1 protein-coding gene is annotated in these 4,881 nt (G+C 55.3%); it reads left to right on the plus strand.

What is annotated here, in order from left to right:
• The first annotated feature begins 160 nt into the window (after nucleotides 1-160).
• Complete coding sequence (locus C4885_RS15460; protein WP_114001191.1) at nucleotides 161-4,468, plus strand: PolC-type DNA polymerase III; 4,308 nt, start codon at nucleotides 161-163, stop codon at nucleotides 4,466-4,468.
• Nucleotides 4,469-4,881: the final 413 nt, after the last annotated feature.

Consider the following 4,881-nt stretch of genomic DNA (forward strand, 5'->3'; position numbering starts at 1 on the left):
TTATCTGCGCTTTTGGCTTGGCATCTGCCGCACCTCGCTCGCCGTATCGGCACTTAGAATTATGCGGTATTGCCTTAGAATATTACTGTAATTTATCATATTAAAGTTTTTTGCCAGGCCTTTTTTCAAAAAAGGCCGTCCGTAACTCTCAAGAGGTGCTATGTTAAAACCACTTGTTACCCAGGTTTGGCCGCAGTTCACGGCCGATGAACAGTTTACCGCCAGCTTCAGCAATGTGTTTGTGGAGCGGGTAGAACTGTTCCGTTCCGCACGCAAAGTTATCATCTGCCTGCGCAGCACAGAGCCGCTGGACTCTGCCCTGTGCGGGCGTCTTTTGGCGTCATTGGAGCAGATTTTTGCCGGTTATGAGTTGACCATGCGCAACTACTTCAACTATAACGCCATCACGCCGGAAGCCGTCAAGGCTATGATCGAAGAGCTCAAACAGCAGGGGATGCCGGTCAACGGCTTTCTGGATAAAGCCCAGCCGGTTGCTTTTGCTCAGGACGGTCTTGTGGTGCGGGTCAACGCGGGTCTGCCGATTCTGGAAAGCGTGGAGCTGCCCAGGCATCTGGCAGAACTCATCCAGGAGCGCACCGGTGCTTTGCCCATTGTGCGCATGGAGCTGGTCGGCAAACAGATGGATGCGGACGAACTCGACCGCCGCGTGGCAGAAAAGGTGCCCGCCGTGCAGTTCAAGGCCAAAGAAGAAGTGGCACCCTTTACCATTGAGGGGCTGGAGCTCACCTCCAAGCCGGCTAAGGTGTTCTATGGCAAGTCTTTCAAGCCTGCCGACCTGCGCCCGCTGAACGATCTGGGCGATGGCGGCAAGGTGACCGTGTGGGGCGATGTATTCTTTACCGAGGTAAAGGGCAACCGCCGCAAAATCTACTTTACCTCCATCACCGACTATAACGGTTCCATCAACCTCAAAGTCCTCGGCGATGAAAACGAGGATATGTCTAAGTGGGAGGGCCTCAAATCCGGCACAACCCTCATCGTGCGCGGCAACTATACCTATGATAAGTACGAGCACGACTATGTCCTGCTGCCCTATGATGTATTGCAGGTGGAGCGTATGCCCCGCCATGATGATGCCCCCGAGGGGCAAAAGCGCGTGGAACTGCATCTGCATACCAAGTCTAGCAGCATGGACGGCTTCTGCGATTCCGGCAAGATCGTGCGCCTGGCCCACCGCATGGGCCACCGCGCCATTGCCATTACCGACCACGGCGTGTGCCAGGGCTACCCGGAAGCCATGCTTGCCACTGACGAGATCCACCAGGACGACCCCAACTTCAAGCTGATCTATGGGTGTGAAGCCTACTTTGTGGACGATATGATCCCCGCTGTGTATGGCACCAAAACCATGCCCATCACCGGCTCCTTTGTGGTGTTTGATACCGAGACCACCGGCCTGGACTCCAACGTGGAAGCTTTGACCGAGATCGGCGCCGTGTACGTGGAAAACGGCAAGATCAACCCGGATAAGAGTTTCTGTACATTCGTCAACCCCGGCAAACCCATCCCGCAAAAGGTGGTGGAGCTGACCGGCATCAACGACAGCATGGTGGCCGATGCCCCCACACCGGCCGAGGCCATCCGCCAATTCAAGGAATTCTGCGGCGATAACATCCTGGTTGCCCACAACGCCAACAGCTTTGATATGCTGTTCATCCGTAAAGCAGGGGATAAGGCGGGGGTGGATTTTTCCAACACCTATATTGACACCCTGCCCATGGCGCAGGCGTTGTTCCCTGGCCTGCATAACTATAAACTGGATACCATCAACAAACATCTGGAAATCCAGCCCTTTAACCACCACCGCGCCGTGGATGACGCCATGGCGCTGGCCCGCATCTTTGAGGTTATGCTCTCCGATTTGAAGGAGAAGGACATGACCACCGTGGAGGCTATCAACACCGGCCTTGGCGGCAACAAAGAGGTGTTGAAAAAGAAGTATTACCACCTGATCATTCTGGTGCAGAACCAGACAGGACTCAAAAACCTGTACCGCATTGTCAGTGCGGCGCACACCAAGTATTTCTTCAAAAAGCCGCGCGTGCCCCGCAGCCTGCTGAATCAATACCGCGAGGGCCTGCTGCTTTCACCTGCGTGCGAAGCAGGCGAGCTGTACCGCGCTGTAGTGGCAGGCAAGGCCCATGATGAACTGCTGCGCATTGCCCGGTATTATGACTATCTGGAAGTGCAGCCTCTTGGCAACAACGAGTTCATGGTCCGCAATGGGCAGGTGGATTCCATCGAAGCCATCAAGAACTTCAACCGCACCATCATCCAGCTGGGCGAAGAACTGCATATCCCCGTGGTTGCTACCGGTGACGTTCACTTCCAGGAGCCGGAGGACCGCATTTACCGCGCGGTCCTGCAGGCAGGCAACGGCTTTAAGGATGCTGACAACCAGGCCCCGCTGTTCTACCGCACCACGCCGGATATGCTGGAGCAGTTCAGCTATCTCCCGCAGGAAAAAGCCTTTGAAATCTGCGTGACCAACCCCAACAAGATTGCCGCTACCATTGATAACAATCTGCGCGCCATCCCCAAGGGAACCTACCCGCCTTCCATTGAGGGTGCTGAGGATCAGCTGCGCTCCGGCACCTGGCAGCACGCCCGCCGTGATTACGGCAACCCCCTGCCGGATGTGCTGCAAAAGCGCCTGAAAAAAGAGCTGGATTCCATCTGCGGCCATGGTTACGCTGTTTTGTATGTCATTGCGGTCAAGCTGGTGGCGTTTTCCAACGCAGGCGGCTACCAGGTGGGCAGCCGTGGCTCTGTCGGCTCCAGCGCTGTGGCGCACTTTTCCGGCATTTCGGAGGTCAACTCCATGCCGCCGCACTACCTGTGCACTAAGTGCAAGCACAGCGAGTGGATTGATGATGGCGTGACGATGGACGGCTTTGACCTGCCGGATAAAAAATGCCCTGTCTGCGGCGAACCCATGATCATGGACGGCCACGATATCCCGTTTGAAACCTTCTTGGGCTTTTACGGCGATAAGGAGCCGGATATCGACCTGAACTTCTCCGGCATGTACCAGTCCAACGTTCACCGCTATACGGAGGAGCTGTTCGGCAAGGAGAATGTGTTCAAGGCGGGCACTGTATCCGGCCTGCAGGATAAAACGGCTTACGGTTATGTGAAAAAATATCTGGAAGAGCGTGGCAAAACCGTGAACCGTGCTGAGGTAAACCGCCTGTGCCTGGGCTGCACCGGTGTCAAGCGCACCACGGGCCAGCACCCCGGCGGCATGGTTGTTGTGCCTTCCACCTTTGATATTTATGATTTCTGTGCCATTCAGCACCCGGCGGACGATGTGAAGGGCGGCCTGCTGACCACCCACTTTGAATTTAAGTACCTGCATGATACGCTGCTCAAGCTGGACGAGCTGGGTCATGATGTTCCGACTTTCTATAAGTTCTTTGAAGAGTATTCCGGCATCCCCATTGACAGCGTGCCGATGAACGATCCCAAGGTCTACAGCCTGCTGACCTCCACCGAAGCACTGGGCGTTACCCCGGAGCAAATCGGCAGCCAGACCGGTACCTTCGGCATCCCGGAAATGGGCACCAACTTTGTGCGCGGCATGCTGCTGGATGCAAAGCCGAAAAACTTCTCGGAGCTGATCCAAATCTCCGGCCTGTCCCACGGCACGGATGTGTGGACCGGCAACGCGGACGAACTGATCCGCTCCGGTACCTGCACCATTGCCGAGGTGATCGGCTGCCGTGACAGCATCATGCTCTACCTGCTGCGCAAGGGGCTGGAACCCAAAATGTCATTTGACATTATGGAGGCCGTGCGTAAAGGCAAGGTGGCCAAGGGCGGCTTTAAGCCCGGCTGGGAAGAAGCCATGAAGGAGCATGATGTGCCGGATTGGTACATCGAATCCTGCCGCAAGATCAAGTATATGTTCCCCAAGGCTCACGCTGTTGCCTACCTGATGGCGGCCATCCGCCTGATGTGGTTCAAGGTGTACCACCCGGCTATCTTCTATGCTGTGTACTTTACCGTTCGCGGCGCGGATATCGACTATGAAGCAGCTGTTGGCGGTGTGCGCGTGGCCAAGGAGCACCTGCGGGATAACGAAAAGATCCCCAAGGATGAGCGTACCGCTAAGGACGATGATGCCCTTGTCAGCCTACAGCTGGTCAATGAAATGCTGCAGCGCGGCTGCCAGTTCCTGCCCATTGAGCTGGGCAAGAGCTATGCCAGCAAGTATGTGGTGGAGGACGGCAAAGTGCGCCTGCCCTTTACCGCCATCCGCGGCCTGGGCGAAGCTGCCGCTGTGGCGTTGGAACAGGCTACCATCCATGGGCAGGAATATATCTCGGTGGAAGAACTGCAGCAAGCCTCCGGCGTGGCGCAGTCGGTATTCGACAAATTGCACGAAGTCGGCGCTTTGGGAAATCTGCCGGAAACCAGCCAGGTTGACCTGTTCAGCTTAATGTAATGGCAATCCCCCGAAATCCCGCCTGCCGCAGCGCAGGCAGATCAGCATACGAATATACGATGATGTACCGGACCTGCAGTAGCGCTGCGGGAACGGTACTTTTTGTTTTGCGGGATTCGCTTTGATTCGTTGATTGAACTTACAGCCAGGCAGGGGAAAACACCCCCCAAAAAAAAATGCCCGCGCCCCATTCCAGCAAAATTTTCCGGGGCAGGTGTAGAAATTGCGTATTTGACGATGGAAAATTGATTTATCATGGAGAACATGATAGACTATAGAATACATGTAGAATCTACAAGGAACTATACGATGCCCCGCAGTAAAGATAAACAAATTTAAGGCAATACCGCATAATTCTAAGTGCCGATACGGCGAGCGAGGTGCGGCAGATGCCAAGCCAAAAGCGCAGATAA

The sequence above is a fragment of the Subdoligranulum sp. APC924/74 genome, assembly GCF_003324125.1.
GTDB lineage: Bacteria > Bacillota > Clostridia > Oscillospirales > Ruminococcaceae > Gemmiger > Gemmiger qucibialis.

What these genes read in the sequence shown, in the direction of transcription:
- C4885_RS15460 (WP_114001191.1), top strand. Translation starts at nt 161, where the DNA reads ATGTTAAAACCACTTGTTACCCAGGTTTGGCCGCAGTTCACGGCCGAT.